Here is a 26,570-nt window from a genome sequence, read left to right as displayed (position 1 = left end):
CGGAAGCGATGGCGGAAGCGACGACCAGAAAGACCAGAGGCCCGGTGCTTCCCGTGGTTCTCTCGGCCAACGACCTCTTCGTCGGCGAGGTTGTCTATCTGACCGAGGATGGCTGGACGGCCGACCCGCGCAGGGCGCTCGTCGCTCACGACGAGGCAGCGGCGGCGCGGCTGGAGGAGCGCGGCGTTGCGGCCGCTCGCGAGAACCGCGTGGTCGACCCGTACTTCGTGCCGGTGACGATCGACGGGGACGGTGTGCCCCAGGCCCGCCATATCCGCGAGGCGATCCGCCAAAGAGGGCCGACCATCCATCCCGACATCGGCAAGCAGGCCGACTTCAAGGCCGCTTGAGGCCATTCGACCAGCAGACAGGGACGAAAGGCCGAGAAAGCCATGTATCGCTATGACGAGTTCGATGCGCGCTTTGTGCGCGAAAGGGTTGCGGAATTCGCTGGCCAGGTGGCGCGTCGCCTCGATGGCTCCCTCACGGAGGATGAGTTCAAGCCGCTGCGGCTGAAGAACGGGCTCTACCTTCAGCTCCACGCCTACATGCTGCGCATCGCCGTGCCCTATGGCACCTTGAGCTCCCGCCAGCTGCGCCAGCTCGCCCACATCGCCGAAACCTACGACAAGGGCTACGGCCACTTCACCACGCGCCAAAACCTCCAGTTCAACTGGCCAAAGCTGAAGGACGTGCCTGAGATCCTCGGCCTCCTCGCCGATGTCGAGATGCACTGCATTCAGACGAGCGGAAACTGCATCCGCAACGTCACCGCCGACCAGTTCGCCGGGGTCGCGGCCGACGAGGTGGAAGACCCGCGCCCGACGGCCGAGCTCATCCGGCAATGGTCGAGCCTTCATCCCGAGTTCGGCTGGCTGCCGAGAAAGTTCAAGGTCGCGGTGACGGGGGCGGAGCATGATCGCGCGGCCATCAAGGTTCACGATCTCGGGCTCAAGCTGAAGCGCCACCCCGATACGGGTGAGATTGGCTACGAGGTCGTCGTGGGCGGCGGGCTGGGGCGCACGCCGATGATCGGCAAGGTGATCCGCGATTTCCTGCCGAGGGCGGAGCTTCTCGCCTATCTCGAAGCCGTCATGCGCGTCTACAATTCGGAAGGGCGGCGCGACAACAAGTTCAAGGCCAGGGTCAAGATCCTCGTCCACGAGATCGGCGCCGAGGAATTCGTCCGTCGGGTGGAGGAGGAATATGCCAAACTCGACGGGCCGACGGTCAACGCGCCGGTCGAGGAGGTCGAGCGCATCGCCGCCTATTTCGCGCCGCCGGCCTATGAGGCTCTTCCCTCGGTGTCGATCCTTCTGGACCAGGCCCGCGCCGCCGCCCCGGCTCTCGATGCCTTTGTGCGCCAGAATGCCTTTCCGCACCGCCAGCCCGGCTATGTCGCGCTGACCGTTTCGCTGAAGCCGGTGGGGGGTGTGCCCGGCGACATGACGGCCGACGAGATGCGCGCCTTCGCCGACATCGCCGAGCGCTATTCCTTCGACGAACTGCGCGTCACCCACGCCCAGAACCTCGTTCTGCCGCACGTCAGGCAGGATGAAGTGCCGGAGGTCTTCGCCGCGCTGAAGGCGGCGGGGCTCGCCACCGCCAATGCCGGCCTTGTCACGGACATCATCGCCTGCCCCGGCCTCGACTATTGCGCGCTGGCGACCGCCCGCTCGATCCCGATCGCCCAGGAGATCGCCAGGGAATTTTCCGACGAGGCCGAGCAGCGCGATATCGGCCCGCTTCAGATCAAGATTTCCGGCTGCATCAACGCCTGCGGCCACCACCATGTCGGCCATATCGGCATTCTCGGGCTCGAGAAGAACGGACGCGAGAACTACCAGATCACCCTCGGGGGCGACGCCACCGAGAACGCCGCGCTCGGCGAGCGTCTGGGGCCGGGCATCGACGCCGAGGCCGTGCCGGGGGCCATCCGCGCCATCGTGTCGACCTATCTGGAGCGCCGCCAGCACGGCGAGGCTTTCATCGAAACGGTGCGCCGGGCCGGGCTCGACCCGTTCAAGACGGCCTTCGCCGAAGTGATCCGGGAGGCCGCCGAATGACGCTGATCACCTGGAACGGTCAGGCCCAGAGCCAATTTCTCGCCGTTGAAACAGCCGAGGCGCTGGCGGCGGCCGAAGGACCTGTGATCGTGCCCTTGGCCCTGGCGCGCGCGGCACTCGACGGCCGGCGCAATGCGCCGCTCGGCCTGCTCGTCGCCAACGATGCGAGCCCGGACGACATCGCGCCCTTCTTCGACAAGGTGGAGCTGATCGCCATCGCCTTTCCGAGCTTTTCCGACGGGCGGGGTCTGTCGCTGGCGAGAAAGCTCCGGCGCGCCGGCTTCACCGGCCGGCTGCGCGCCTCGGGGCCGGTGATCGCCGACCAGTTCGCCGACTGCCTCGCCTGCGGCTTCGACGAGGTGGACCTGCCCGAGGGCGTCGCGGCGCGCCAGCCGATGGAGCAGTGGCTGAAGGCGCGCTCCACCGTGACCTCTCATTATCAGACAGGCTATGCCCACGGCGCGAGCATCCTCGAACAGCGGCGCGCCGGGCGCGGCGGGGCTTCGTCATGAGCGCGCGGGATTCCGGCGCGCTCGCCGAAAGCCTCGACAGCGCCTTCGCCGGCATGACGCCGCTGGACCGGCTGCGGCTCCTGGCGGAGCGGGTGAAGGGCCGGCTCGTCTTCACCACCAGCTTCGGCCTCGAAGACCAGATGCTCACCCATCTTGTCTTCGCCAACGCCCTGCCGATCGAGGTGGTGACGCTCGACACCGGCCGCCTCTTTCCCGAAACCTATGCCCTGTGGCGCCGGACGGAGGAAACCTACGGCCGGCGCATCCGGGCGAAGTATCCGCGAGGCGAGTCCCTGGAGGCGCTGATCGAGGATCAGGGCATCGACGGTTTCTACTTTGGCGCTGACATGCGCAAGGCTTGCTGCTTTGCCCGTAAGGTCGAGCCGCTCAGCCGTGCCTTATCGGGCGCCAGCGGCTGGGTGACGGGGCTTCGCGCCGATCAGTCGGCCAACCGCCACACCATGGCGTTCGTCGCCTTCGACGCGGCGCACGGGCTGATCAAGGCGAACCCGCTTCTCGACTGGAGCAGGGAGGCCATCCGCCGCTTCGCCGAGGCCGAGGGTTTGCCGGTGAACCCGCTTCATGACCGGGGCTTCCTTTCCATCGGTTGCGCCCCCTGCACCCGCGCGGTCAAGCCCGGCGAGGACGAGCGCGCCGGCCGCTGGTGGTGGGAGGCGGAGGGCAAGAAGGAATGCGGCCTCCACACCGTCGAAGGCGCCTCGGCCAGCGCTCTAAACCTTGCCGAGGGCGCCGGTAGCTGACCGACCGAAATCCACGTCCGCCGCGAAGAAAAAGAGCATCCTTCTCATGCAGCACATGACGCATCTTCAGCGGCTCGAAGCCGAGTCGATCTTCATCATTCGCGAGGTGGCGGCGACGGCCGAGAATCCGGTGATGCTCTATTCCATCGGCAAGGATTCGGCGGTGATGCTGCACCTCGCCATGAAGGCGTTTCTGCCGGGTAAGCCGCCTTTCCCCCTGCTTCACGTCGACACGACGTGGAAGTTCCGCGAGATGATCGAGTTCCGCGATCGTCGGGCGAAGGACCTCGGCATCGATCTCATCGTCCACATCAACGAGGATGGGGTGAGGGCGGGGATCAACCCGTTTGATTCGGGTAGCCGCGTCCATACCGACATCATGAAGACCACGGCGCTGAAGCAGGCGCTGCGGCACTTCGGATTCGACGCGGCCTTTGGCGGCGCGCGGCGCGACGAGGAGAAGAGCCGAGCCAAGGAGCGCGTCTTTTCGCTGCGCTCGGCCGAGCAGCGCTGGGACGCCAAGAACCAGCGCCCGGAGCCTTGGCGCCTGTTCAACACCCGCAAGAGGAAGGGCGAGAGCTTCCGCGTCTTCCCCCTGTCCAACTGGACGGAGGGGGACGTGTGGGACTACATTGCCGCAGAGAACATTCCCGTCGTGCCGCTCTATTTCGCCAAGAAGCGCCCCGTCGTTCTGCGCGACGGCATGCTGATCATGCGCGATGACGAGCGCATGAAGCTTCATCCCGGCGAGGTGGTGGAGGAGCGGATGGTGCGCTTTCGCACCCTCGGCTGCTATCCGCTGACGGGCGCCGTGCCGTCCACTGCGGTGACGCTTCCCGAGATCATAGCGGAAATGCGCTCCTCCCGCGCCTCGGAACGCCAGGGACGGCTTATCGACCACGACGGCGGCGCCTCCATGGAAGAGAAAAAGCAGGAGGGCTATTTCTGATGGACCTCCTCAACCTCTCCTCGGAAGAAGTGGTGCAGGCCGACGCGGCGCCCGCTTCGCGCCCGACCTCGCTCCTGCGCTTCATCACCTGCGGGTCGGTGGACGACGGCAAGTCGACGCTCATCGGCCGTCTGCTCTACGAGACCGGCGCCGTCTTCGACGATCAGATGGAGGCGCTCCATCGCGATTCGAAAAAGTTCGGCACTACGGGCGGCGATCTCGACTTCGCGCTTCTCGTTGATGGCCTTTCGGCCGAGCGCGAGCAGGGCATCACCATCGATGTCGCCTACCGCTATTTCTCGACCGCCCGGCGCGCCTTCATCATCGCCGACACGCCGGGGCACGAGCAGTACACGCGCAACATGGCGACCGGCGCCTCCCAGGCCGAGCTTGCCGTCATCCTGGTGGACGCGCGAAAGGGCATCCTTCCGCAGACGCGGCGCCACTCCTTCATCACCTCGATGCTCGGCATCAAGTCGGTCATCGTCGCCGTCAACAAGATGGATCTCGTCGGCTGGGACGAGGGCGTCTTCCAGTCGATCGTCGACCACTATCGCGCCATTCTCCCGCAGCTCGCCTTCTCCAACGTCTCCTTCGTGCCGCTTTCGGCCAAGCTCGGCGACAACATCGCCGCGCCCTCGGCCGCCATGCCGTGGTATCGGGGCAAGACGCTGCTCGACCTCCTGGAGACGGTGACGCCGCCGGCGCTGGCGGAGCTGGAGGCGCCCTTCCGCCTACCGGTGCAGTGGGTCAACCGGCCCAATCTCGACTTTCGCGGCTATAGCGGCACGGTGGCGAGCGGCGGCATCGCTCCGGGCGAGAAGGTCGTGGTGCTGCCTTCGCGCCAGACCTCCTGCGTCAAGTCGATCATCGGCCCCGGCGGGAATGCGCGGCGCGCGGCGGCGGGCGAGGCGGTGACGATCACCCTTGCCGACGAGCTCGACATCTCGCGTGGCGACGTCATCGCGGTCGAGGGCGATCGCCTCGAGAGCGCCCGCTCGGTCGAGGCAGATATCCTCTGGATGGTCGACCGGCCGGTGGTCGCCGGCATGCGCTTCCTCGTTCGGCTTGGCACGGCGCAAAGCCCGGCGACGCTGCGCCTGCTCCACCACGCGGTGGACATCCATTCCTTTCAGGAAAAGCCGGTGGACGAACTGGTGATGAATGCCATCGGCCGCGCCACCGTCGCCTTCGATCGCCCGCTCGCCGCCGCGCCCTACGAGGAAACGCGCGAACTGGGCTCCTTCATCCTGATCGATCAGGTGACGGGCGAGACCGTGGCTCTCGGTCTGGTGCGGACCGCCGTGGGCGAGGTGAAGGCGGAGGGCGAGGGGGCGACTTCCCTTGTGGGCGGCGCCGCGCCGTTGGCCGACGCCTGGCTGGGACGCATACCCGGGGGCGCGGCTATCCGGGACGTCGTGCTCACCCGTGCCGCGGCCGCGTTCGTCATGGCCTTGGCGAGCTGGCTCCTCGGCCTAGCGGCGCTCGCTGCGGGCGCTCTCGGCCTTCTCGACTTCGCGCTGCGACCCTTCCTGACCGACGCTTTCCTCCGTCGTGGTGCAGCGTCGCGCGAACCGCAGAGCCTCAAGGACGGGGGCGGCATATGATGGAGCCGCGATCGAATCCGGTGCGCCGCCGGGCCTGTCCGTGCGATCACGGACGCGGCCGGCGCCAATCTGTCGAGGCGATGCTCCTCGCCGCGTCTCTTCTTCTGCCGCTTGCCTTGACCACTGGCCTCCTGCGCTAGTCGCTGACGCGGCCATGGACATTCGCCGATCGGCCGCCAGCTAACCATCGGTCGAGACGTGGGTCGGATGGAGAGGATCGATGAAAGAGTGGCCTCAGATCGATTACCTTGGCTGGCGCGAGACGGCCGAGGCGCTCCATCTCTACCTTCAGGTGGTAGGCAAATACCGCCTCGCCCATACGCCATGGCTCAATCACTCCTGGCATGCGACCTTCTATGTCGGCGCCAGAGGCTGGACGACATCGCTCATCCCCGACGGTCCGGGCATCGAGGTGGAGTTCGACTTGATCGGTCACCACGTCGTGGCGCGAAGCACCGAAGGGCGCGAGGACAGCCTGCCGCTCGGCCCCATGAGCGTGGCGGAATTCCATCGACGCTTCGTCGCGATGATCGCGGGCCTCGGGGGAGACCCTCGCTTCGATGGCGCGCCCAACGAGGTGCCGCATCCGGTCCCCTTTGCCGAGGACGAGCGCGAACGCTGCTGGGACGGCGAGGCGGTGACGCGGTTCTTCCGGGCGACGGTGCTCGTCGACGGCGTCTTCAAGCGCTTCCGCACCTCGTTTCTCGGCAAGTGCAGCCCGGTTCACCTTTTCTGGGGAAGTTTCGACCTCGCCGTCACGCGCTTTTCAGGCCGCACAGCGCCGCTGCATCCGGGCGGTGTTCCCGCGCTCCCCGACGACGTGGCACAGGAAGCCTATGATCATGAGGTGGCCTCGGCCGGCTTCTGGCCGGGCGGCGGCGGGCTCGATTATCCTGCCTTCTACGCCTATGCCTATCCCGCGCCGAGCGGCTATGCGGCTTCAAGGATCGGTCCGGAGGCGGCGTTCTTCTCCAACGACCTTGGCGAATTCATCCTGCCCTACGATGCGGTGCGCGAAAGCGCCGATCCGGAGGCGGCGCTGCTTCAATTCCTCCAGACCACCTATGAGGCGGCTGCCGATCTCGGCGGTTGGGATCGCGAGGCACTGGAATGCGCGCCGGGCAGGCCGCGAGAGCCGAGAACGGTGCGTGCCCCAACGCCTGCCGCCGCGACAGCGGACGGCGCGTCGGAGCCCACGGTGGAAAAAGACGAAGGTCCCAGCAAAGGGGTCTACAGACTGACGATCGACGGCCACAGGGCCGAAATGACCTACTCGGTGGCGGGTGAAAAGCTGATCATCATCGATCACACAGAGGTGCCGGACGCGCTGCGCGGCAAGGGCGTCGGCCAGAGACTGGTCGAACGCGCGGTCATGGACGCGCGCGCCTCCGGCCGTTCCATCCTGCCGCTCTGCCCCTTCGCCAAGGCGACGCTCGACAAGCGTCCCGAGTGGCAGGATGTCCTTCGGCGGTAGAGGCGGGAGCGCCCGACCGCCAGATCAGTCGAGCGGGCGTGCCTCCGAGGGCAGCATGATCGGGATGCCGTCGCGGATGGGATAGGCGAGCCGCGCCGCCTCCGAGATCAGCTCGTTCTTCTCCCGGTCATAGGTCAGGCTCGTCTTCGTCAGCGGGCAGACCAGGAGTTCGAGGAGCTTGGGGTCGGGGCGCTGTTCGTCGATGCGCGACATCGCCGATATCCTTCACCGCTGTTGATGGGGATTCACTGGATCGTATGAGTCTCGCCGTCGTCGTCGCCCTCGCGAGCCAGCGCGATCTCGGTGATGGCGATGAGCGTTTCCGCCCGCGTCTTGAGGTCGGCCGCCTCGATCAGCGCCTGCTTCTCGGCCGCGCCATAGGGCGACATGATGCAGAAGGCGTTGACCAGCGTCTCGTTCGACGCCTTGGCGACGCTGTCCCAATCGGCCTCCAGGCCGTTGACGTCGAGATAGCGGCGGAAGACGGAGAGCAACCCTTCTCGATCGATGTCCTCCTCGCCGCGCCCCGCCTCGAGGTCGGTGAGGAAATTGGCGATCCGGCACCGCCGATAGGGCTTGCCGGTCTTCAGTTCCTCGTTCACGCGGAAGCGCGCGACGCCCGCGAGATTGACGATATATCGCCCGTCCCCCGTCTCCGACAGCGAGATGATGCGGCCGAGACAGCCGATCGGCGCCAGCTCGGGTTCGCCCGTCGGCTTGAGAGACCCGTCAAGGCGCGGCTGGATCATGCCGATCAGCCTGTCGCCCGCCATGGCGTCGTCGATCATCTTGAGATAGCGCGGCTCAAAGATGTTGAGCGGGAGTTGCCCTCCCGGCAGCAGTAGAACCCCCGACAACGGAAAGACGGGAATCTCGTCCGGCAAATCCGCTTCGATACGGTATGTCGCATTACCCGCCTGAACCAATCGATGCCTCCCTGGCGCGGCCTGCCGCGCCTCTTCAATTCTCGGCCGACTTCGGCCGTTATCGGATACCGAAAGCCGCGCTGCCTCTCAGGAGAAAAGCAGCGAGGACAGCTTGCGCCGCGCGTCCTTGGTGGCCGGATCGACCGGCCCCCAGGCATCGAAGAATTCCAGGAGCTTACGCCGCGCGCCATCCTCCTGCCAGGCTCGATCCCGCCGGATGATTTCCAGAAGGTGGCCCGCCGCTTCCGCGCGGTGATTCTTGGCCTGGGCGATCAGCGCCAGGTCGTAGCGCGCCTGATGGTCGTTGGGATCGGCTTCGAGGCGAGAGAGAAGCTCGGCCGGGTTGCCGATTTCGGCCAGCTCGGCCGAGAGGTTCAGCTTGGCCTTGACCGCCGCGACCGCCGGATCGGAAGCCTTGGCCGGCGGCAGCTGATCGATCAGCGCGCTCGCCCGCTCCGTTTCGCCCGTCACCAGATAGCATTCGGCCAGTCCTGCCGCGGCCGCGGCATTTTCCGGATCGTGCTGGAGCACGGCGCCGAAATACTGGGCCGCGCCCGCCAGGTCGTTCTCGGAGAGGAGCCGGCGCGCCTCCTCGATCGCCTCGGCGAGAGGATCGGCGCCGCCGCCCTGGCCGGCGATGCGATCGACGAACTGCTTGATCTCGGATTCGGGCAGTGCGCCCATGAAGCCGTCGACCGGCTGGCCGTTGACGAAGGCAAAGACGGCCGGAATCGACCGCACACCGAGCTGACCGGCGACCGAGGGATGCTCGTCGATGTTCATCTTGACCAGCTTCACGCGGCCGCGCGCCGCCTTGACAACCTTTTCGAGCGCCGGGCCGAGCTGCTTGCACGGGCCGCACCAGGGCGCCCAGAAGTCGACCAGCACGGGCTGGTTGCGCGATTCACGGATGACGTCGGCGGAGAAACTCGCGGTGGTCGTGTCCTTGATGAGGTCGGCCGCCGCCGCTCCCCCATCCGTGCCGCCGAGGATTCCCAGTCCGCCGGTTCCCGAAGCCGACGGAGCGGCTTCCGAGCGCGAGGGAGCGGCGCGCGTCGTCGTCTGGGCGCCATATCCGCCGCCAAAGGAGGAACCGTAGGGATTGTCGCTCATGGTGCTTCCTGTTTCGTTTCGCTCGACGCTTCGCCATCGAGGCTGGTGATCAACGGTTCATGCCCGGTGGCCCGGAAGAATGCCAGAAGATCGCTGGTCGCAATGGTCGTGGTCGCCCTGTTCGTCAGGGGATGGCAATTGACCATATCGTGCAGGAGCAGACCCTGATCAAGCACGACCGCGACGACATGCTCGATGTCGTTGATGACGCCGAAGGCCGTGACCGATCCGGGCTCTACGCCGAGCAGCGCCATCATCCTCTCGGAATCGGCGAAGGAAAGCCGGCCGCTGCCGCCGATCCGCCGATGGAGGGTCTTCAGGTCAACCTCACGTGTCTGCTCCGCCACCACCAGAAAGATGCGACTCTTCTTGTCCTTGAGGAAGAGGTTCTTGGTATGCCCGCCTCGGGTTCCCTCGCGCACGTCGTCGCCCTCGGCCACCGTGAAGACGGGCCGGTGATCGATGGTCGTCGTCTCGATGCCGAGTCCTTCGAGAAAGGCGAAGAGGTCTTCGCGTCTCTTCATGTCACACTGTGTCCCTCGATGCTTCGGCCGCGGTTGCCGGCTCCCGCCTCTTTTGGACGGGAAGACGGGCCCCCCGCAAGGGCAGGAAATTGCCGCTCGACGCCCCGCGCTTCTTGCCCCGGAGAACCCTCGTTCACATATTTCGTGGGAAACGGCTCGCCGGTCCCGGGAGCCCTCTCCAACCCCCGCCGGTTCATGCCGCTTGAAACGGGTGATTCGGCCGCAAGGAGGATCTTTTCAGCCATGAATCTCGAAAAATATACAGAGCGCGTTCGCGGTTTCATCCAGTCCGCACAGACCCTGGCGCTGTCGCGCGACCATCAGCAGTTCACGCCCGAGCACGTCCTCAAGGTTCTGCTCGACGATGAGGAGGGCCTTGCGGCCGGTCTCGTCGAGGCGGCCGGAGGCCGTCCGCAGGAGGCGCGCCTTGCCGTCAACGCGGCCCTCGAGGCTATGCCCAGGGTTTCCGGCGGCAACGGGCAGATCTATCTCGCGGGGCCGCTCGCCAAGGTCTTCTCGACTGCCGAGGAGATCGCCAAGAAGGCCGGCGACAGCTTCGTCACCGTCGAGCGGCTGCTTCTGGCGCTGGCCATGGAGAAGTCCGCCAAGACGGCCGACATTCTGGCGAGGGCCGGCGTCACGCCGAAGAGCCTCAACCAGGCGATCAACGACCTGCGCAAGGGGCGCACCGCCGACTCGGCCTCGGCCGAGGAGGGCTATGACGCGCTGAAGAAATATGCCCGCGACCTGACGAAGGATGCGCGCGAGGGCAAGCTCGACCCGGTCATCGGCCGAGACGACGAGATCCGCCGCACCATCCAGGTGCTCTCTCGCCGCACCAAGAACAATCCGGTGCTGATCGGCGAGCCCGGCGTTGGCAAGACCGCGATTGTGGAAGGGCTTGCGCTCCGGATCGTCAACGGCGACGTTCCGGAGAGCCTGCGCGACAAGCAGCTGATGGCGCTCGACATGGGCGCGTTGATCGCCGGCGCAAAATATCGCGGCGAGTTCGAGGAGCGGCTCAAGGCCGTGCTGTCGGAAGTGACGGCGGCGGCCGGCGGCATCGTGCTCTTCATCGATGAGATGCACACCCTCGTCGGCGCCGGCAAGGCGGACGGGGCGATGGACGCCTCCAATCTTCTGAAGCCGGCGCTGGCGCGCGGCGAGCTGCACTGCATCGGCGCGACGACGCTCGATGAATACCGCAAGCATGTCGAGAAGGACCCGGCGCTCGCCCGGCGCTTCCAGCCCGTCTTCATCTCCGAGCCGACGGTGGAGGACACCATCTCCATCCTGCGCGGCCTGAAGGAGAAGTACGAGCAGCACCATCAGGTGCGCATCTCGGACTCCGCTCTCGTTTCAGCGGCCCAGCTCTCCAACCGCTACATCACCGATCGCTTCCTGCCCGACAAGGCCATCGACCTCGTTGACGAGGGCGCCTCGCGCCTTCGGATGCAGGTGGATTCCAAGCCCGAGGCTCTCGACGAGATCGACCGGCGCATCCTTCAGCTCAAGATCGAGCGCGAAGCCCTGAAGAAGGAGACGGATGACGCCTCCCGCGATCGCCTGGAGCGCCTGGAGGGCGAACTCGCTTCCCTCGAGGAGGAATCGAACGAGCTCACCGCCAAGTGGCAGGCGGAGAAGTCGAAGCTCGGCCTGGCCGCGGAGCTCAAGAAGCGTCTTGACGAGGCGCGCAACGAGCTTGCCATTGCCCAGCGCAAGGGCGAGTTCCAGCGCGCCGGCGAGTTGGCCTATGGCCAGATTCCGCAGCTCGAGCGCGAGCTGAAGGAGGCCGAGGCGCGCGACGGCGGGCGCGGCGGCTCCATGGTCGAGGAGACGGTGACGGCCGATCACATCGCCCAGGTCGTTTCGCGCTGGACCGGCATTCCGGTGGACCGGATGCTGGAGGGCGAGCGCGAGAAGCTCCTGCGCATGGAGGACGAGCTGGCCAAACGCGTCGTCGGCCAGGGCGAGGCCGTGCAGGCGGTGTCGAAGGCGGTGCGCCGGGCGCGCGCGGGGCTTCAGGACCCCAACCGGCCTATCGGCTCCTTCATCTTCCTCGGCCCCACCGGCGTCGGCAAGACCGAACTGACCAAGGCGCTCGCCAGCTTCCTCTTCGATGAGGAGACGGCGATGATCCGCATCGACATGTCGGAATACATGGAGAAGCACTCGGTCGCCCGCCTCATCGGCGCGCCTCCGGGCTATGTCGGCTACGAGGAGGGCGGCGCGTTGACCGAGGCGGTGCGGCGCCGGCCCTATCAGGTGATCCTCTTCGACGAGATCGAGAAGGCGCACCCCGATGTATTCAACGTGCTGCTCCAGGTGCTCGACGACGGGCGGCTGACCGATGGGCAGGGGCGGACGGTCGATTTCCGCAACACGCTGATCGTCATGACCTCGAACCTCGGCGCCGAGTTCCTGACCTCGCTCACCGAGGACCAGGACGTTGATGCCGTCCGCCCGCAGGTCATGGAGGTCGTGCGCTCCGCGTTCCGGCCCGAGTTCCTGAACCGCGTCGACGAGATCATCCTCTTCCACCGGCTCCACCGGTCCGAGATGGGAGCGATCGTCGACATTCAGATGAAGCGGCTGGAGAAGCTACTCGTCGATCGCCAGATCGCCATCGAGCTCGATGAATCGGGGCGGCAGTGGCTCGCGGACAAGGGCTATGATCCGGCCTACGGTGCGCGGCCGCTGAAGCGAGTGATCCAGCGCGAGGTGCAGGACCCCTTGGCCGAGAAGATCCTGCTCGGCGAGGTACGCGACGAGAGCCGTGTGAAGATCACCGCCGGCAGCGATCGGCTGATTTTCCATGTCGTCGGCTCCAAGGCGAACACGCCGGGAGACCGCGTCGCGGCCTGAGCGGGCAGCAGAGCGCCAACGAAAGAAGAGGGGCGGTCCATCGGGCCGCCCCTTTCATATTCCAGCGTCTCTTCTTTACGTTAGACGAAGGCTCCGCCCGACATGACGCCGTAATAGTCGTCGATCGAGCGACCATAGGCCGGGTCGCCCCAGCGCGGATTGTCGGCCGCGCCATAGTGGGGAGCCGTCTTGAGCTGGTCGATCGGCACGCCGATGACATAGCCGCCCTGCCGCTCGTCGTATTTCAGCACGGACCAGGGAATGGGGTGATACTCTTCGCCAATTCCGAGGAAGCCACCCATGGAAAGGACGGCGTATTTGACGTTGCCATCCCGCTTGCCGAGCACGACGTCCTCGATATGGCCGAGGTGCTGGCCGTCCGTGTCGTAAACCGCGGTGCCGTTGACGCGGCTGGCTTCGATAAAGTCGGCCGAGGCCGGTAGGTCGGACATGACGTCCTCCATTTCGCGATTGCGTTCGATGGGACAACGGCTCGCCCGGAATGAGGTTCCTGGCGCGTTGCGGGAGACCGCTTGCCGCCTATTTGGCCGGAAGACGTTTGGCCCGACGGTTCATTTCCCCGGTCCGGGCCTTAATGGAACGAGGAGATCGATCCCATGCGCACCCTTCGTCTCAAGGATGGCACGGCCATTCCCGCTCTCGGCCTCGGCACCTGGATGATGGGCGAGGGAAGGCGGTCGCGCCGCGAGGAGGTGGCCGCTCTCAAGACTGGCATTGACGCTGGGATGACCCTTGTCGACACGGCCGAGATGTATGGCTCGGGCGCCTCGGAGGAGCTTGTCGCGGAAGCCATCGCGGGGCGCCCCGATGAGGTCTTTCTGGTTTCCAAGGTACTGCCCTCCAACGCCTCGCGCCGGGGCACCGTCCGCGCGTGCGAGGAAAGCCTGAAGCGGCTGCGCACCGACCGGCTCGACCTTTATCTGCTTCATTGGCGTGGCGGCGTACCGCTCGCTGAAACCGTGGAGGCGCTGTCCCTTCTAGCCGAAGAGGGCAAGATCGCCCGTTGGGGCGTGTCGAACTTCGATGTCGACGACATGGAGGAGCTGATGTCGGTGCCGGGCGGCAATGCCTGCGTCGTCAATCAGGTGCTTTATAACCTTGAGGAGCGCGGGCCGGAGTTCGACCTTTTTCCCTGGCAGGACGAGCGTGGCATCGTCACCATGGCCTATTCCCCGTTGGGGCATGACGGGGCGCTGTTGGAGCATCCCGTTCTGCGGCAGATCGCCGAGCGTCATGGCGTCTCTCCGGCGGCCGTGGCGCTCGCCTTCGCCACCGCGCGTCCCGGCGTGATGGCCATTCCCAAGGCGGGAAGCGCCGCCCATGTGGAAGAAAACGCCAAGGGTGCCGCCATGGAGCTGTCGGGAGACGATCGCGCGGCCCTCGATGCCGCCTTTCCGCCGCCTTCGCGCAAGCGCCCCCTGTCGATGATCTGACAGAGCCGATGATTTGACGGGAACGTGTCCGGACAGGCCGGCCCTGTCGGCCGCCATGGCCATTTTCATGTCAGGTTCATTTGCGACAATCGATATGTTGAGCCGGCGCACGACTCGCCTGGAGCGCGCGGATTCTGAAAGCCGGCTGGTGCGGAGTGAAGGTTTATGAATTGGTCGACCCTGTCCCTCGTCTTCGCTCTCGGCGTCGCGACGCTCAGCGGAGCCGCGCAGGCGGAGGAGGGCGCTTCGGCTGTCGACGGCCCCGTCGTCGTCGCTCAGATCTACGATCCCGGCTATATCCAGAACAGGCGCCCCGCGGGGAACACACACACCTACGTCGATGAATTCGGGCGTGTCGTGACGGTGGATGCCTACGGGCGCATCCTCTCCATCCGCGAGCAGCGCGACCGTTTCGAGGAGCGGCGAGAGCGCTTCCGCGACCGTTTCGACGATCAGGTGCGGAATATGCCGCCGGACGATCGATACGTTCCCATGGGCCCGGACGGCCGCCCCCTGTCGCCGGCCTCGGCCAATCCTTATCCCAATGACGGTTATGGCCCACCCCAGCCGGACGACGGCTGGGGCGCCGACGATGGTTGGGGCAACGACCGGGGCGGCTATTCGGGGCCGCAGGTGCCGCCGGACATCTCCAACACCGAGGCGCCCGAGAAGAACCCTGCTCCGAAGGTGGCGACGCCGAAGGGCAAGAACGCCAAGGCGCAGATCGCCGCGCTCCAGGTGCTTCTCGATCGGGCGGGAATCTCTCCCGGCGTGATCGACGGGCGCATGGGCTCCAACGTCAACAAGGCGGTGGCGGCCTATCAGGAAAAGTACGGCCGGACGATCGATCCCACCGATCTCCAGGCTCTCGTCGAGGAACTGGACGCCACCGGCGGCCCGGCGATCGCCTCCTATACCATCACGGCGGAGGATGCGGCGGGGCCTTATCTCGCCTCGATTCCCGAGGACTATGGCGAGAAGGCAAAGCTGCCGGCGCTGTCCTTCACTCGCGTCAGCGAGATGCTTGCCGAGCGCTTCCACATGGACGAGGACTATCTCAAGGAGATCAATCCCGGCGCCGACTTCAGCCGGGCCGGCACCATCATCAAGGTGATGGCGGTCGGCGAGCCGGTGAAGGGCGAGGTGACGCGCATCATCGCCGACAAGGGCCGCGAACAGGTGCGGGCCTATGACGCCTCGGGCACGTTGATCGCCGCCTATCCCTCGACCATCGGCTCCTCCGATACGCCCTCGCCCTCGGGAACCGTCGAGGTGAAGCGCATCGCCTTCAATCCGGGCTACACCTACAATCCCAAGATCAATTTCAAGCAGGGCAACAACAACGGCATCCTGGAGATTCCGCCGGGGCCAAATGGGCCGGTCGGCTCCATCTGGATCGCGCTGTCCAAGCCGACCTACGGAATCCATGGGACGCCAGAGCCATCGAAGATCGGCAAGACCAACAGCCATGGTTGCGTGCGCCTGACCAACTGGGACGCGACCGAGCTTGCCAAGATCGTCAAGCCAGGCGTCGTTGTCGAATTCGTCGACTGACCGGTGGCCCATCCCACGGTCCTCCAGCCGCGTGATGATGGAACGGTTGTTGATGCATAAGGGTTGCTGCGGCATGATCCGGTTGCCGCCTTCCCTTGCCCGGCCTTTTCTGGTTGCGGCGCTCACCACTCCCTTTCTCTTCGGCGGCGCGGTCGGCGCGCCCCGAGTTCCTCCGGTCGGCAGGGTGCCCTTGCCGACGCCGCGTCCCGCCGTCGATTCCGCGTCTGGCGAGGCTGGGCAGTCGACCCGTGACGGAACGGCCGCTTTCCGAACATTGCCGTCTTCTCCAACGCCCAAGGTGAAGCCCGCCTCCCCGGCCGTGCCTGAGGCCGCGCCGCCCGCACCCTCTCCCAAGGACGATCCGGAGGCGGATGGAGAGGGCGAAGCTCCCGACGAGCCGGGCGATGTGCCTGTCCCTTCGGAAAGCCCAACACCTCCATCTTCCGACGAAACGGAGGGGAAGGCTCCCGCGGTGCCTGACAAGCCGCGTGTCCTGACCTATCCCGACACCCCCGTCTTCGACCCTGCGGCCGCGACCGAAGCTGCCCGGCAGACCGTCGAGGCCCAACGCTGCGAGGAGGAGCTGAAGTCGCGCGGCGTCGTCTTCTCCGTGGGTGACAGCATCAGTGACGGGCGGTGCGGCGTTCTGCGGCCGGTCTCGGTCGAAAAGCTCTCCTCGGGCGTTACGATCTCGCCTTCGACGCAGCTTCTCTGCCAGACCGCCCTGGCGCTCGACAAATGGGTTTCCGACGATGTCGTGCCGGCTTCCAAAAAGGCCTTCGACGGCGCCTCGGTAACGGCCATCAGCCATGCTTCCACCTATGTCTGCCGCCAGCGCGTCGGCGGCGTGAAGATCTCCGAGCACTCGCGCGGCAGCGCCATCGACATCGCCGGTTTCACGGTCGGTTCGCGCGATGTACCGGTGAAGATCTATGGGTCCGACACGCCCGAGGGCGCCTTCGAGGCCGATATCCGCGCCACCGCATGCGGCCCCTTCAAGACCGTGCTCGGGCCGGGCAGCAACGCCGACCACGAAACCCATTTCCATCTCGACCTTGCGGCGCGACGGGCCGGCGCCACCTACTGCCGCTGACGGCCCGCCTCCTGAAATCCACGCCTTCGCGCTTGCCGAGGTCGGAGGCGCGGCCTACCAGTGAACAGGACTTTCTGGAGGATTGTGTCGATGCCTTATTCTGCCGCTGAAGATCGCTATGCCGCCATGCCATACCGCCGGTGCGGGCGTTCGGGCCTGAACCTGCCGAAGATCTCCCTTGGTCTCTGGCAGAACTTCGGCGGCGCGGATGTCTTCGAGACCGGGCGCGCGGTTCTGCGGCGAGCGTTCGACCGGGGCGTCACCCATTTCGACCTCGCCAACAACTACGGCCCACCCTATGGCTCGGCGGAGGCGAATTTCGGACGCTGGATGGAGTTCGACTTCAAGCCGTACCGGGACGAGCTGATCATCTCCTCCAAGGCGGGATACGACATGTGGCCGGGGCCTTACGGCAACTTCGGCTCGCGCAAATATCTCATCGCCTCATGCGACCAGAGCCTCAAGCGCATGGGGCTCGACTATGTCGACATCTTCTACCACCACCGGCCCGATCCCGAGACGCCGCTGGAGGAGACGATGGGGGCGCTCGATCACATCGTGCGTTCGGGCCGCGCGCTCTATGCGGGTGTTTCGTCCTATTCGCCCGAGCTGACGCGGCGGGCTTACGCCATCCTGGCGGAGATGAAGACGCCCTTCGTCATCCACCAGCCGTCCTATTCGATGCTCAACCGCTGGGTGGAGGATGGGCTCCTGGATACCCTGTCAGAGCTCGGCCTCGGCTGCATCGCCTTCTCGCCGCTCGCGCAAGGACTGCTGACCAACAAGTATCTCGGCGGCGTGCCCGAGGATTCGCGCGCGGCCAGGCGCGGGTCGTTCAAGGAGACATTCCTTAGCGAGGACAATCTGAGGCGCATCTCCGGGCTCAACGACATTGCCGCGCGGCGCGGCCAGAGCCTTGCGCAGATGGCGCTCTCCTGGGTGCTGAAGGACGAGCGGGTAACGTCGGCTCTCATTGGCGCGCGCAGTGTCGCCCAGCTCGACGATTCCCTGGACAGCCTCAAGACGAGCGACTTCACCGCCGAGGAGCTTTCCGAGATCGACACGTTCGCGACCGAGGGCGGCATCGACCTTTGGCGTGCTCCGCGGCTGGCGCGAAAGGCCTGATGACGCCACGAGCGGCCCATTGCTTTTAGCGGAAGGGCCGCTCCCGCTCTCCCGTTTCAGGCGAAGAGCCGCGCACCTCGGCCTCGGAGCGCGCGAAAACAATCAGTGATGTGGAGCGCAAGCGCGTCGGCCATCGGGCCCGCGCCAACCCGGCGCATGAGCTGAACGTCGTAGGACCCGAGAGGGGGAAGCCCGGTGGACTCGTCGAGACACACGAGGGGCGGTTCGACCACGCTGAGCGGCAGCGGGGCAATGGCCAGATCGGCCCTGACCGCCGCAATCTGGCCTTGGCAGAATTCGCTCGAATAGGAAATCCTGTAGGAAACGCCTGCGGCATCAAGCGCCGCCAGCGCCCTACCACGCCATGAGCATCCGTGATCGGCCAGGGCAAGCGGTAAAGGCGAGTGTCCCTGTGCCCTGCCATGCCTCAACCCGACCCAAACCAGCGGCTCGGTGTGAACGATCTCCATCCGTTCGGTATGACCGTCGTCGCAGGAGACGAGCACCAGATCGATCTCGCCGGCGAGACAGCGCCGCCGCAAGGCGGTACTCGAATCCAGGCGGACATCCACCTCGACATGGGGATGGGTCCTGGCGAAGCGGGAGAGGAGTTCGGGGATCGCCACGACACCGGAGTCGAAGGGGGCGCCGAAGCGAACCCTGCCCTCCATTGGCGGCAGCTTGAAATGGTGCATGGTCTCGTCGCAGAGCTTCTGCATACGCCGCGCGTAACCCAGAAGAACCTCGCCATCGCCGGTCAGGGTGACGGATCGGGCCTCGCGCCGAAAAAGCTCGCGGCCGAGCATCTCCTCGAGCTTCTTCACCTGGAGACTGACCGCGGACGGCGTCCGGTGCACGCGCTCGGCCGCCTTGGAGAAGTTTCCGCTCTCGCAGATCGCCACGAAGGTTTGCAGAAGATCGAAGTCAAGCCTGGACGGCGCAGCGACGGCAGTCAACGGGTCCAACTGATTCACGGCACGCTCCAGATGTGAGAAAAAATCACACATAGAATGAAGTTTTATCGTTAGACTCAACGATAGGACTGGAACACCATGGCCGTCAACCTCAAAGACGGAGCCTGTTCATGTCCCTGTTTTCCTTAAAGGAGCGCGCCCCGGTTCTGGCCCGACAGGGTTGGACCTTATGGGATGGCGCGGTTGGCTGGATCGCTGCATGGCGTCAACGGCGGATGCGCCGGTCGACGCTTGAGATGCTCGCCGAGCTCGATAATCATATCCTCGACGACGTCGGCCTTAGTCGACGGAAGATCAAACGGGACATTGCCTTCGGGACCTTCGCGCGCGACGCGCCGGCACCGAAGGCGGCGCGGAACGCAACAAGCCTCGAGAGCGGTCGACGCCCCTGCTGAGATTGAGGCGCGACGCGGGAAGCGTCAGCGCCCTGCGATCCGAGGCGGGTTCGCCTGCTCCTGGATCAGTTTGTCGATGCGGTCTCGCTCGCGTTCGAAGGCGAGAAGTTCGTCGCCTTCGAGCTTGCGCCCAGAGGGCAGGCGCACGCGCATGGGATCGACCTTCTTGCCGTTGACCATCAGCTCGTAGTGAAGGTGGTTGCCGGTGGCCAGACCCGAAGAGCCGATTTCGCCGATGACCTGGCCTTGCCGCACACGGGCGCCGGGCACGACGCCGTCGGCGATCTTGCTCTGGTGGGAGTAGGACGTTTCGTAGCCGTTGGCGTGGCGGATGACGGTGTGGCGGCCGAAACCGCTTGTCCAGCCGGCGCTTTCGACGACACCCGAGCCGGCGGCGAGGATTTTCGTGCCGCGCGGCGCCGCCCAGTCGACGCCCCAGTGCATGCGTGAATAGCCCAGAACCGGGTGGCGTCGCATTCCGAAGGACGAGGTGAACCGGCCATTGGGCACCGGGTTGCGCAGCAGGAACTGCTTGGCGCTGCGCCCGTCCGCGCCGTAGTAGTCGAAGTGTCCGTCCTCGGAGCGGAAGCGATAGTACTTTTGGGTGGACTCGCCGAAGCGAGCCTCGACATAGAGGATTTCGGAGTCGTCGCTGACGGTCTCGTCCTCGCCGTCGAGCGAATAGAGCAGGGTCAGCCGGTCATCGGGCGCCAGAGGTGCCTGAAGATCGACGTCGACCGCCAGGATGCGCAGCAGCGTCTGGCTGAGTTCGTCGTTGAGTCCGTAGGCCAGCGCCGCCTGATAGATACCGTCATAGACGGTGGGCATCTTGTCCCGTAGCTCGCCTTCTGTCGCGTTCTCGTCGAACGCTTCGGAAACGGCTGCGCTGAACGCGGGCGGCGTCGCCTGCTCGAAGGTGCCGGAGTCGGTCGCCGCCACGGTGAAGAGGTGACGGGACTGGTCGTAAAGGGAGAGGCGGACAGGGCGCGACCCCGCGCCGCTCTCCTCCACGCCGATCCGAAGGACATTGCCGACCGCCAGCGTGTCGGTCCCCATGAGGGCGATGAGCTGATCGGCGGCTGCGCCGGAGCTCTCTTCATCCAACCCGGACTCAGCCAGAACTTCCTTGACGGGGCGTTCCTCCCGCAGCGGCACGATCTCCTCGTAGAACCGCTTTTCGGGTGAGCCGTCGTCGTCCGGCAGTGCAACGGATACGTTCTCTGTCACTACCCGGAAGGCCGATCCCGGCTCGTACTGCGAGGCGTCCATGAACGGATCGACGACGAAAGAGTCGATCGGAAGAAGCGACGCGACCTGAAGCGGCTTATCTCCGACCTTGCCGGAAACGCTGCGCACCAGCTCCTCTGCGGCCTCCGCCGTGGGTACCCCGGCCTCGTCGAAATTGGGATCGGAGAAGTCGAACGGCTCCACCTTGAGCGTCACCTCCGATTCCACCTTGGTGCCGTAAATGACCGGCGAGACGCCTTCCTCGGCGCCCTTCTCGTCGGCCTCCTCTTCGAAAATGGCGAGGGGATCGAAGGGGGGATAGCTGGCGCTGGTCGGATGGCGCAGACCGAGGGCCATGGTGACATAGGCGAAGGGCTGGGTGCGGATGACCTCCCGGTCGCCCTCACGATTCATGGTGGAAACGGAGAGTGTGCGCCGGCTGCGCGCCAGCGGTATCAGCGTCGCGACCACCCGTTCGCCTTTCTCCACGACGTCGGCAAGGGCTGCGGCTGCGGCCGGTCGAACCATAAGGGAAGGGGGCACTGCAACGTCGGGCCGACCCTCGAGCGCACCAGAGAGGGCGATGCCCATGAGCGCCGTCGAGGTCACGCCGGTCAGAAGCGTGCCCGCCAGCCAACGCAGCGAAACACGGCGACGGTCCGGTTTGCGTCGGCGGTCTGCCACGAGCGGCGGCTCGTCTCCAATATTCGGCTTGGCCAGGCTGCGGCGGGTCATCTATGTCCTTGTCTCTTTCGCCTGCCTTCGACGCTGAGTTTGTCGAAATATCGACGTCGGCCGGAAGAAAGGCGGAGAAACTTTCAGCGCGGATTAATCCGGGGCGGTTCCTCCGCTGTCAACTGCCGCGCGCAAGCCGCCGCTTTCGTTGATGCCGCAGCGGTGGATAAACGCGGAGCGGCGCTCGTTCCAAGGTCTATATCAGGGACCCCATGGCTCGTATCCGGCGGGCGATGGTTCGGGGATGCCTGGCAGCCACGGCCGTTGCCCTCAACGCATGACGACTTCAAGGGGGCGGCGCTGCGCTCCCCGCCGCCATTCCCCGCTCCAACGAAACGCCCCCTGCTCCTCATCCTCTTCATCCGCCCTGGAGTTTCACTGATAGCCTGCGGCAGGCCGCCGCAGGCGGGCCAGGCCACGAGGGAAAGACGCCCCGATTTCCATTGAAAAATCGAAAATAACCAATGGAAACAATGGGATGACTCCTAAATTGAAGTTTTTGCAAAATCCCTGTTGACGGGGAGGCCGGCTCTCCCCTATATCACCGCTCACCGACGGCGGCGGCGCCACTGAGGGCCACACGGTCCTCGCCGAGAACTGGATCGAACAGCAAGTTTGATCGATCCGGTTCGAATGTGTGCCTCCGCTCTGGTTTCTTCTGAGAGCCGCTTCTGGCGACCCTCGACCGGGTGATAGATGATATTGCCCAAACGTCGCATCTGCGCCGTGTTATTTGACAATTGAATACTGATGAGAAGAAAGAGAAGCGTGGGCGGCGGAAGTCTGCGACCTCTGAGCTGACGATCCTGGTTGGTTTGGAGGTTTTGGGTTATCCGACGGTGTCACGTTTCTCGATGAGAGTGCTTTGTCTGGTCTGGTTTACCGGGTTGGACGGAGCGACATGGTTGCCGGTTTTTGCTGGATGGCGAGAGTTGTTCAGCGTGCTGGTAATCAGGAATACTCTCGTTGATGCTTTGAGACAGTGACAATGCAGTCGGGACAACTCTTATCAAACCTGAGAGTTTGATCCTGGCTCAGGACGAACGCTGGCGGCAGGCTTAACACATGCAAGTCGAACGCATCCTTCGGGGTGAGTGGCAGACGGGTGAGTAACGCGTGGGAATCTACCTATCTCTACGGAATAGCTCCGGGAAACTGGAATTAATACCGTATACGCCGGAAACGGGAAAGATTTATCGGGGATAGATGAGCCCGCGTTGGATTAGCTAGTTGGTGGGGTAATGGCCTACCAAGGCGACGATCCATAGCTGGTCTAAGAGGATGATCAGCCACATTGGGACTGAGACACGGCCCAAACTCCTACGGGAGGCAGCAGTGGGGAATATTGGACAATGGGCGCAAGCCTGATCCAGCCATGCCGCGTGAGTGATGAAGGCCCTAGGGTTGTAAAGCTCTTTCACCGGGGACGATAATGACGGTACCCGGAGAAGAAGCCCCGGCTAACTTCGTGCCAGCAGCCGCGGTAATACGAAGGGGGCTAGCGTTGTTCGGAATTACTGGGCGTAAAGCGCACGTAGGCGGACATTTAAGTCAGGGGTGAAATCCCGGGGCTCAACCCCGGAACTGCCTTTGATACTGGATGTCTTGAGTGTGGAAGAGGTAAGTGGAATTGCGAGTGTAGAGGTGAAATTCGTAGATATTCGCAGGAACACCAGTGGCGAAGGCGGCTTACTGGTCCACAACTGACGCTGAGGTGCGAAAGCGTGGGGAGCAAACAGGATTAGATACCCTGGTAGTCCACGCCGTAAACGATGGAAGCTAGCCGTCGGGTTGTTTACAGCTCGGTGGCGCAGCTAACGCATTAAGCTTCCCGCCTGGGGAGTACGGTCGCAAGATTAAAACTCAAAGGAATTGACGGGGGCCCGCACAAGCGGTGGAGCATGTGGTTTAATTCGAAGCAACGCGCAGAACCTTACCAGCCCTTGACATGCCCGGCTATCCAGAGAGATTTGGAGTTCCCTTCGGGGACCGGGACACAGGTGCTGCATGGCTGTCGTCAGCTCGTGTCGTGAGATGTTGGGTTAAGTCCCGCAACGAGCGCAACCCTCGCCCTTAGTTGCCATCATTCAGTTGGGCACTCTAAGGGGACTGCCGGTGATAAGCCGAGAGGAAGGTGGGGATGACGTCAAGTCCTCATGGCCCTTACGGGCTGGGCTACACACGTGCTACAATGGCGGTGACAATGGGCAGCGAGACCGCGAGGTCGAGCTAATCTCCAAAAACCGTCTCAGTTCGGATTGCACTCTGCAACTCGGGTGCATGAAGTTGGAATCGCTAGTAATCGTGGATCAGCACGCCACGGTGAATACGTTCCCGGGCCTTGTACACACCGCCCGTCACACCATGGGAGTTGGTTCTACCCGAAGGTGGTGCGCTAACCCGCAAGGGAGGCAGCCAACCACGGTAGGGTCAGCGACTGGGGTGAAGTCGTAACAAGGTAGCCGTAGGGGAACCTGCGGCTGGATCACCTCCTTTCTAAGGATGGCTTTATCAGGCCTTCCAGGCGGCGAGAGCGCGAGCTTGAGCTTAAGTCCCGGAAGCTTCCTATAACGCCGTTTTAGAACAAGACGCCGTTAGTCAAACGGTGTCGCGCATGACATCAGTGCCATGCCCATCTTTGATGGTCGTGGTCAGGCAGGCCCCGCCGCCTTCGTTTCTCTTTCTTCCTTGGATGATATTATCTGCCCCGCCCTTAAGCTTCGGGCCTGGCCCTCGCTGGCGGGGGTCCCGATGTTGCTTGCGGAGCGCTTGATGCTGACGCGGGTTCGAGTTCGGGCCTGTAGCTCAGTTGGTTAGAGCGCACCCCTGATAAGGGTGAGGTCGGTAGTTCGAATCTACCCAGGCCCACCATCGCTTTTGCCGCCCGTCCGCTCCTCGCGACGCTTGTTGCTGGCAGGGGTTGTGAATGTGCGGCGAGTTTGGTTCAGATAGGGGCCATAGCTCAGCTGGGAGAGCGCGTGCTTTGCAAGCATGAGGTCGTCGGTTCGATCCCGTCTGGCTCCACCATTGTTTGTCCCACCCTTAAGCTCCTCGCGGCGCTCGTCGCTGGCGGGTCCCTGGGTAGGTTCTGAATGAGTGGAGCGATCATCCAAGAAAGAAGTCAAAGTTTGCGGCATGGCCATCGGGTCGTGTTCGCCTGTTCTTGTTACATTGTGAAGAGAAGACGGATCCTGAAGGATCGTGATGGTCGAAAGGCTTTTGCGGTTCTGTCGGAAAGGACCGGGGAGATGGTTCATCACCTGATCCCCAACGTGATGGTCCGATCCAATGATTGGCGTTGCCTGACCGCTCGCCATCGGGGTTCGTCTCGAGAAGCTGGTCTTTCGTGAGTGCCATGCAGGAGCATCTGAAGCGGTTGCACGCCGTTTGGGTGTTAGTGGCGCTCACAAGAGAAAAAGAGATTCGCAAATGTTCATCTCTCTCGTTCGGTCTTCGGGCCGGGCTGATGGGCATTGGCGATGAGAATGATCAAGTGTCAAAAGGGCATTTGGTGGATGCCTTGGCATGCACAGGCGATGAAGGACGTGATACGCTGCGATAAGCCGTGGGGAGCTGCGAATAAGCTTTGATCCGCGGATTTCCGAATGGGGAAACCCACCTCTGGTACTGGAAGATCGGAATTGGTCTGGTGGAGCGATCCGCCGGACCGGTTGCGGTTTCCAGTATCGAGAAGAGGTATCTAACTCTGAATACATAGGGGTTAGAAGCGAACGCGGGGAACTGAAACATCTCAGTACCTGCAGGAAAGGACATCAACCGAGACTCTGCTAGTAGCGGCGAGCGAACGCGGACCAGGCCAGTGGCGATTTGAAGAAGAAGCGGAACACGTTGGAAAGCGTGGCAAGAGTGGGTGACAGCCCCGTACGCATAATGTCTTCTTATCGTCCTCGAGTAGGGCGGGGCACGTGAAACCCTGTCTGAAATTGGGGGGACCACCCTCCAAGCCTAAGTACTCGTGCATGACCGATAGCGAACCAGTACCGTGAGGGAAAGGTGAAAAGCACCCCGACAAGGGGAGTGAAAGAGAACCTGAAACCGAATGCCTACAAACAGTGGAAGCCTGAAATGGTGACCACGTACCTTTTGTATAATGGGTCAGCGACTTAGTCTGGCGAGCAAGCTTAAGCCGATAGGTGGAGGCGTAGCGAAAGCGAGTCTGAACAGGGCGTTCAGTTCGTCGGATTAGACCCGAAACCGAGTGATCTAGCCATGAGCAGGTTGAAGGTGCGGTAACACGCACTGAAGGACCGAACCCGCATCTGTTGCAATAGATTGGGATGACTTGTGGCTAGGGGTGAAAGGCCAATCAAACTCGGAAATAGCTGGTTCTCCGCGAAATCTATTTAGGTAGAGCGTCGGATGAATACTCCAGGGGGTAGAGCACTGGATGGGCTAGGGGGACTTACCGTCCTACCAAACCTAACCAAACTCCGAATACCTGGAAGTACTATCCGGCAGACACACGGCGGGTGCTAACGTCCGTCGTGGAGAGGGCAACAACCCTGACCACCAGCTAAGGTCCCCAAGTCACGGCTAAGTGGGAAAGGATGTGAGGTTTCCAAAACAACCAGGATGTTGGCTTAGAAGCAGCCATCATTTAAAGAAAGCGTAACAGCTCACTGGTCTAATAGAGACTTTGCGCCGAAAATGTAACGGGGCTCAAGCCGTGCACCGAAGCTGTGGGCTTGTCTTTGACAAGCGGTAGCGGAGCGTTCTCTAGGCTGATGAAGCGGGATCCGTGAGGACCCGTGGAGGTATGAGAAGTGCGAATGCTGACATGAGTAACGATAAAGGGAGTGAGAGACTCCCTCGCCGAAAGTCCAAGGGTTCCTGCTTAAAGTTAATCTGAGCAGGGTTAGCCGGCCCCTAAGGCGAGGCCGAAAGGCGTAGTCGATGGGAACCACGTTAACAATCGTGGGCCTGGTGGGAAGTGACGGATTGCGTATGTCGTAAGGTCTTGTTGGATTGATCTTGCGGCGAAGCGGTCCCGGGAAATAGCCCCACCGTATAGACCGTACCCGAAACCGACACAGGTGGACTGGTAGAGTATACCAAGGCGCTTGAGAGAACTCTGCTGAAGGAACTCGGCAAATTGCACGCGTAACTTCGGAAGAAGCGTGACCTTGCATCGGGCAACCGGTGTGAGGTGGCACAGACCAGGGGGTAGCGACTGTTTACCAAAAACACAGGGCTCT

The 26,570-nt window shown here is 63.9% G+C and carries 20 protein-coding genes, 2 tRNA genes and 2 rRNA genes; 17 read left to right on the top strand and 7 right to left on the bottom strand.

Annotation, left to right across the window (positions count from 1 at the left end):
• Positions 1-8 precede the first annotated feature (8 nt).
• From B5D38_RS14385 to B5D38_RS14355, 7 genes are all read left to right on the top strand, one after another.
• Entirely contained in the window at positions 9-350 is a 342-nt protein-coding gene (locus B5D38_RS14385; RefSeq protein ID WP_078709135.1) for a DUF2849 domain-containing protein, read from the top strand.
• Between the two features lie 42 nt (positions 351-392).
• Complete coding sequence (locus B5D38_RS14380) at positions 393-2,066, top strand: nitrite/sulfite reductase (RefSeq protein WP_078709134.1); 1,674 nt, start codon at positions 393-395, stop codon at positions 2,064-2,066.
• Positions 2,063-2,578 carry a DUF934 domain-containing protein gene (locus tag B5D38_RS14375; protein WP_078709133.1) on the top strand — a complete coding sequence of 172 codons (516 nt, stop codon included), beginning with the start codon at positions 2,063-2,065 and terminating at the stop codon, positions 2,576-2,578. Before B5D38_RS14380 ends, B5D38_RS14375 begins: the two co-directional genes overlap by 4 nt.
• Entirely contained in the window at positions 2,575-3,339 is a 765-nt protein-coding gene (locus B5D38_RS14370) for a phosphoadenylyl-sulfate reductase (protein ID WP_078709132.1), read from the top strand. Before B5D38_RS14375 ends, B5D38_RS14370 begins: the two co-directional genes overlap by 4 nt.
• On the top strand, positions 3,317-4,288 hold the full coding sequence (gene cysD, locus B5D38_RS14365; RefSeq protein ID WP_280949395.1) for a sulfate adenylyltransferase subunit CysD: 972 nt from the start codon (positions 3,317-3,319) through the stop codon (positions 4,286-4,288). The genes B5D38_RS14370 and cysD overlap by 23 nt, the downstream gene beginning before the upstream one ends.
• On the top strand, positions 4,288-5,895 hold the full coding sequence (gene cysN, locus B5D38_RS14360; RefSeq protein ID WP_078709130.1) for a sulfate adenylyltransferase subunit CysN: 1,608 nt from the start codon (positions 4,288-4,290) through the stop codon (positions 5,893-5,895). Before cysD ends, cysN begins: the two co-directional genes overlap by 1 nt.
• Before the next feature lie 220 nt (positions 5,896-6,115).
• The gene (locus B5D38_RS14355) at positions 6,116-7,369 is read left to right on the top strand and encodes a DUF5996 family protein (protein WP_078709129.1); all 1,254 of its coding nucleotides are present in this window, start codon (positions 6,116-6,118) and stop codon (positions 7,367-7,369) included.
• 24 nt (positions 7,370-7,393) lie between these two features.
• Here B5D38_RS14355 and B5D38_RS14350 read toward each other — a convergent pair whose 3' ends face one another.
• From B5D38_RS14350 to B5D38_RS14335, 4 genes are all read right to left on the bottom strand, one after another.
• Positions 7,394-7,582, bottom strand: coding sequence for a Trm112 family protein (locus tag B5D38_RS14350; RefSeq protein ID WP_207552960.1), 189 nt, complete (start codon positions 7,580-7,582; stop codon positions 7,394-7,396).
• A gap of 32 nt (positions 7,583-7,614) precedes the next feature.
• Positions 7,615-8,295 carry an LON peptidase substrate-binding domain-containing protein gene (locus B5D38_RS14345; RefSeq protein ID WP_078709128.1) on the bottom strand — a complete coding sequence of 227 codons (681 nt, stop codon included), beginning with the start codon at positions 8,293-8,295 and terminating at the stop codon, positions 7,615-7,617.
• Between the two features lie 87 nt (positions 8,296-8,382).
• Positions 8,383-9,408 (bottom strand): thioredoxin, encoded by a 1,026-nt coding sequence (trxA, locus tag B5D38_RS14340; RefSeq protein ID WP_078709127.1) that lies wholly within the window; start codon positions 9,406-9,408, stop codon positions 8,383-8,385.
• A complete protein-coding gene (locus B5D38_RS14335; RefSeq protein ID WP_078709126.1) occupies positions 9,405-9,932 on the bottom strand; it encodes a prolyl-tRNA synthetase associated domain-containing protein in 528 nt (175 codons plus the stop codon). Before B5D38_RS14335 ends, trxA begins: the two co-directional genes overlap by 4 nt.
• Before the next feature lie 243 nt (positions 9,933-10,175).
• On the opposite strand from B5D38_RS14335, the gene clpB reads away from it, so the two are divergent.
• Entirely contained in the window at positions 10,176-12,797 is a 2,622-nt protein-coding gene (gene clpB, locus B5D38_RS14330) for an ATP-dependent chaperone ClpB (RefSeq protein WP_078709125.1), read from the top strand.
• A gap of 80 nt (positions 12,798-12,877) precedes the next feature.
• On the opposite strand, the gene B5D38_RS14325 is transcribed toward clpB, so the two are convergent.
• Positions 12,878-13,249 (bottom strand): PRC-barrel domain-containing protein, encoded by a 372-nt coding sequence (locus B5D38_RS14325; protein WP_245319240.1) that lies wholly within the window; start codon positions 13,247-13,249, stop codon positions 12,878-12,880.
• Between the two features lie 165 nt (positions 13,250-13,414).
• Here B5D38_RS14325 and B5D38_RS14320 point away from each other — a divergent pair, with 165 nt between their 5' ends.
• The 4 genes from B5D38_RS14320 to mgrA all read left to right on the top strand — a co-directional run bounded on the left by B5D38_RS14320 (position 13,415) and on the right by mgrA (position 18,023).
• Positions 13,415-14,251: an aldo/keto reductase gene (locus tag B5D38_RS14320; RefSeq protein WP_078709123.1), complete on the top strand. Its 837-nt coding sequence runs from the start codon at positions 13,415-13,417 to the stop codon at positions 14,249-14,251.
• Between the two features lie 165 nt (positions 14,252-14,416).
• A complete protein-coding gene (locus tag B5D38_RS14315; protein ID WP_078709122.1) occupies positions 14,417-15,805 on the top strand; it encodes a L,D-transpeptidase family protein in 1,389 nt (462 codons plus the stop codon).
• Between the two features lie 73 nt (positions 15,806-15,878).
• Positions 15,879-16,898, top strand: coding sequence for an extensin-like domain-containing protein (locus tag B5D38_RS14310; protein ID WP_165690870.1), 1,020 nt, complete (start codon positions 15,879-15,881; stop codon positions 16,896-16,898).
• A 90-nt stretch (positions 16,899-16,988) separates the two neighbouring features.
• Positions 16,989-18,023: an L-glyceraldehyde 3-phosphate reductase gene (gene mgrA, locus B5D38_RS14305; protein ID WP_078709120.1), complete on the top strand. Its 1,035-nt coding sequence runs from the start codon at positions 16,989-16,991 to the stop codon at positions 18,021-18,023.
• A 56-nt stretch (positions 18,024-18,079) separates the two neighbouring features.
• Here mgrA and B5D38_RS14300 read toward each other — a convergent pair whose 3' ends face one another.
• Entirely contained in the window at positions 18,080-18,997 is a 918-nt protein-coding gene (locus B5D38_RS14300; protein ID WP_245319239.1) for a LysR family transcriptional regulator, read from the bottom strand.
• 110 nt (positions 18,998-19,107) lie between these two features.
• Between B5D38_RS14300 and B5D38_RS14295 the strand changes: the two genes are divergently transcribed.
• Positions 19,108-19,392: a DUF1127 domain-containing protein gene (locus B5D38_RS14295; RefSeq protein ID WP_078709118.1), complete on the top strand. Its 285-nt coding sequence runs from the start codon at positions 19,108-19,110 to the stop codon at positions 19,390-19,392.
• A 24-nt stretch (positions 19,393-19,416) separates the two neighbouring features.
• Here the strand turns inward: B5D38_RS14295 and B5D38_RS14290 are convergent, their stop codons facing one another.
• Positions 19,417-21,354 carry a M23 family metallopeptidase gene (locus B5D38_RS14290; protein ID WP_078709117.1) on the bottom strand — a complete coding sequence of 646 codons (1,938 nt, stop codon included), beginning with the start codon at positions 21,352-21,354 and terminating at the stop codon, positions 19,417-19,419.
• A 1,011-nt stretch (positions 21,355-22,365) separates the two neighbouring features.
• On the opposite strand from B5D38_RS14290, the gene B5D38_RS14285 reads away from it, so the two are divergent.
• The 4 genes from B5D38_RS14285 to B5D38_RS14270 all read left to right on the top strand — a co-directional run.
• Positions 22,366-23,850: ribosomal RNA gene (locus B5D38_RS14285) — 16S ribosomal RNA — on the top strand.
• A 298-nt stretch (positions 23,851-24,148) separates the two neighbouring features.
• Positions 24,149-24,225: transfer RNA gene (locus B5D38_RS14280), tRNA-Ile, on the top strand.
• Positions 24,226-24,305: 80 nt separating this feature from the next.
• Positions 24,306-24,381, top strand: a tRNA-Ala gene (locus B5D38_RS14275).
• A 460-nt stretch (positions 24,382-24,841) separates the two neighbouring features.
• Positions 24,842-26,570 (top strand): 23S ribosomal RNA (locus tag B5D38_RS14270); the annotation flags it as partial.

The organism is Consotaella salsifontis (genome assembly GCF_900167365.1).
Taxonomy (GTDB): Bacteria; Pseudomonadota; Alphaproteobacteria; order Rhizobiales; family Rhizobiaceae; genus Consotaella; species Consotaella salsifontis.
The sequence above is the reverse complement of the archived record's forward strand: the minus strand, read 5'-3'. Positions and strand labels throughout refer to the sequence as shown.

What these genes read in the sequence shown, in the direction of transcription:
- B5D38_RS14295 (WP_078709118.1), top strand. Translation starts at nt 19,108, where the DNA reads ATGTCCCTGTTTTCCTTAAAGGAGCGCGCCCCGGTTCTGGCCCGACAG.
- trxA (WP_078709127.1), bottom strand. Translation starts at nt 9,408, where the DNA reads ATGAGCGACAATCCCTACGGTTCCTCCTTTGGCGGCGGATATGGCGCC.
- B5D38_RS14290 (WP_078709117.1), bottom strand. Translation starts at nt 21,354, where the DNA reads ATGACCCGCCGCAGCCTGGCCAAGCCGAATATTGGAGACGAGCCGCCG.
- B5D38_RS14380 (WP_078709134.1), top strand. Translation starts at nt 393, where the DNA reads ATGTATCGCTATGACGAGTTCGATGCGCGCTTTGTGCGCGAAAGGGTT.
- B5D38_RS14335 (WP_078709126.1), bottom strand. Translation starts at nt 9,932, where the DNA reads ATGAAGAGACGCGAAGACCTCTTCGCCTTTCTCGAAGGACTCGGCATC.
- B5D38_RS14375 (WP_078709133.1), top strand. Translation starts at nt 2,063, where the DNA reads ATGACGCTGATCACCTGGAACGGTCAGGCCCAGAGCCAATTTCTCGCC.
- cysN (WP_078709130.1), top strand. Translation starts at nt 4,288, where the DNA reads ATGGACCTCCTCAACCTCTCCTCGGAAGAAGTGGTGCAGGCCGACGCG.
- B5D38_RS14385 (WP_078709135.1), top strand. Translation starts at nt 9, where the DNA reads ATGGCGGAAGCGACGACCAGAAAGACCAGAGGCCCGGTGCTTCCCGTG.
- B5D38_RS14355 (WP_078709129.1), top strand. Translation starts at nt 6,116, where the DNA reads ATGAAAGAGTGGCCTCAGATCGATTACCTTGGCTGGCGCGAGACGGCC.
- mgrA (WP_078709120.1), top strand. Translation starts at nt 16,989, where the DNA reads ATGCCTTATTCTGCCGCTGAAGATCGCTATGCCGCCATGCCATACCGC.
- clpB (WP_078709125.1), top strand. Translation starts at nt 10,176, where the DNA reads ATGAATCTCGAAAAATATACAGAGCGCGTTCGCGGTTTCATCCAGTCC.
- B5D38_RS14325 (WP_245319240.1), bottom strand. Translation starts at nt 13,249, where the DNA reads ATGTCCGACCTACCGGCCTCGGCCGACTTTATCGAAGCCAGCCGCGTC.
- B5D38_RS14310 (WP_165690870.1), top strand. Translation starts at nt 15,879, where the DNA reads ATGATCCGGTTGCCGCCTTCCCTTGCCCGGCCTTTTCTGGTTGCGGCG.
- B5D38_RS14350 (WP_207552960.1), bottom strand. Translation starts at nt 7,582, where the DNA reads ATGTCGCGCATCGACGAACAGCGCCCCGACCCCAAGCTCCTCGAACTC.
- B5D38_RS14370 (WP_078709132.1), top strand. Translation starts at nt 2,575, where the DNA reads ATGAGCGCGCGGGATTCCGGCGCGCTCGCCGAAAGCCTCGACAGCGCC.
- B5D38_RS14320 (WP_078709123.1), top strand. Translation starts at nt 13,415, where the DNA reads ATGCGCACCCTTCGTCTCAAGGATGGCACGGCCATTCCCGCTCTCGGC.
- B5D38_RS14315 (WP_078709122.1), top strand. Translation starts at nt 14,417, where the DNA reads ATGAATTGGTCGACCCTGTCCCTCGTCTTCGCTCTCGGCGTCGCGACG.